Consider the following 1,731-nt stretch of genomic DNA (forward strand, 5'->3'; position numbering starts at 1 on the left):
ACTCACAATGAACATCCTCTCCTACGGACACAAGATCCGCACTAATCGGGTGTCCACTAAACGAGGGTAACCTCAGTGTAGATGGTTTGGCGTAGGTACCAGGGGGAGTGTGTGATGCCGCGGTCGAGTTGGAATTGTTGTGGATGGATGATGTTTTGTGCGTGCTTAGGCATGATTGATTCTCCTTTCTGGTGCGTGTGTGCTGGGGTTTAGTGGCCGAGTAGGTGTTTGAGGTCGTCGTGGGTGCCGCGGTAGGCGTTGATGTCTACGACGCCGGGGTAGGTGGCTGCGTGTCCGTTGGAGCCGTATTGGAGGATGTCGGGGGGGTGTGGTTGCCGAGTGGGTAGTTCCAGCGTGGGCTGTTGTCGCCTGGGTAGAGTTGTGCGGCGGTTCCGTGGTCGTTGGTGCCGTAGCTGGAGACCCAGAGGGCGCCGAGGCCGTCCATGGAGGGTTCGCCGCCTATCATTTTTTCCCAGTACCAGGCGCCGGAGTAGATGCCGGGGACGGTGTAGCCGCGGCATTCGAGTTCGTGTTTTGCTGCCCAGACGTCGTTTCCGGAGAGTAGGGGGTTGCGGTTGGCGTCGACTGATTCGACGTCTATCCAGATGGGGAGGTCTTTGCGGCCTTGTAGTTGTTGGTCGATGGTGTTGACTTGTTGGGCGATGGTGGTTCCTTCGGAGGGGCGCGGAGGTACCAGTAGCCGCTGGTGATGAGTCCTGCGGTTTCTGCGTCTTTCAGGTGGGAGTGAAAGATGGGGTCGGTGTAGGTTCCGTCGCAGATGCGGATGATGGCGAAGTCGTAGCCTTCTTGTTGTGCGGTGTGTAGGTTGAGTCCGTTGTTGTGTTCGGATACGTCGAGTCCGTAGAGTGGCATGATTATTTTTCCCCCTTATTTGTTGAGCCAGCTGTGTAGGGCTGGTGTGAGCGCTTCGATTGCGTTTCGGCCGGTGGTGTAGTCGTCTGGGCCGAAGAAGAGTGCGTGTAGTTGGTTGGTGGCGTTGAGTATGGGTTGGTTGACTACCCATGCGCCTGGTGGAGTGTCGCGGTTTAGGCATACTCCCATGTTTTTATCCCCCCGTTGTGTGTGGAACTGGTGTTCCTCGGTGGTGATTTTACCCTATGAGGGTTTTGAGTCTTTTCGTTGTGGCGGAGATGTGTTTTTGGTTTTCGTTGAGTTGCTGGAGGGCGGATTGGCGGGGTTGTGCTTCACCAACAGCGAGCTCAGTTTTGGGTGGTGTTCCGGGGGTGTGGCTGATGGTGGCTTCATCAATCCAGGTGGATAGGTTCATGTCTCGCCATTGGATGCCGATTTGGTCGCCGACGTTTATTTCGTAGCCGAGTTGGTAGGGGCAAGTGTCGGTGAGTTTGAATGAGGCTGAGAGGTTGCCTTTGCCTTTGGCGAGTGCTTCGTAGGCTTGTTGTTGGCCTTCGATGGTGAAGCCTTCTCCGGAGGCGACGAGTTCGCGGCGGCGGTAGGGGCCGAGGTGTCGGGCTCTGCGGGTGGCTTGGTGGTGGGTGAAGGCGAGTAGTTTGTCTTCGGTGAGTTTGCTGGTGGCTTTTTCGAGTTTGTTTTGTAGGTCGTCGAGTTGTTTGTCGTTTCCGGGCCAGGCGTTTTTGGCGCCGGCGATGGCGCCGCCGACGAAAGTTGCGGTAGCTTGAGGTTACCCTCGTTTAGTGGACACCCGATTAGTGCGGATCTTGTGTCCGTAGGAGAGGATGTTCATTGTGAGTT

3 protein-coding genes are annotated in these 1,731 nt (G+C 56.4%); 1 reads left to right on the top strand and 2 read right to left on the bottom strand.

From position 1 onward, the window contains the following. Positions 1-328: 328 nt before the first annotated feature. A complete protein-coding gene (locus QP908_RS11670; protein WP_284772354.1) occupies positions 329-565 on the top strand; it encodes a hypothetical protein in 237 nt (78 codons plus the stop codon). 32 nt (positions 566-597) lie between these two features. Here the strand turns inward: QP908_RS11670 and QP908_RS11675 are convergent, their stop codons facing one another. Beyond that, complete coding sequence (locus tag QP908_RS11675; RefSeq protein ID WP_284772355.1) at positions 598-873, bottom strand: GH25 family lysozyme; 276 nt, start codon at positions 871-873, stop codon at positions 598-600. A gap of 238 nt (positions 874-1,111) precedes the next feature. Next, positions 1,112-1,627, bottom strand: coding sequence for a Gp37-like protein (locus QP908_RS11915; protein WP_502868915.1), 516 nt, complete (start codon positions 1,625-1,627; stop codon positions 1,112-1,114). Positions 1,628-1,731 lie beyond the last annotated feature (104 nt).

The sequence above is a fragment of the Corynebacterium sp. MSK204 genome, from assembly GCF_030229885.1.
Taxonomy (GTDB): domain Bacteria; phylum Actinomycetota; class Actinomycetes; order Mycobacteriales; family Mycobacteriaceae; genus Corynebacterium.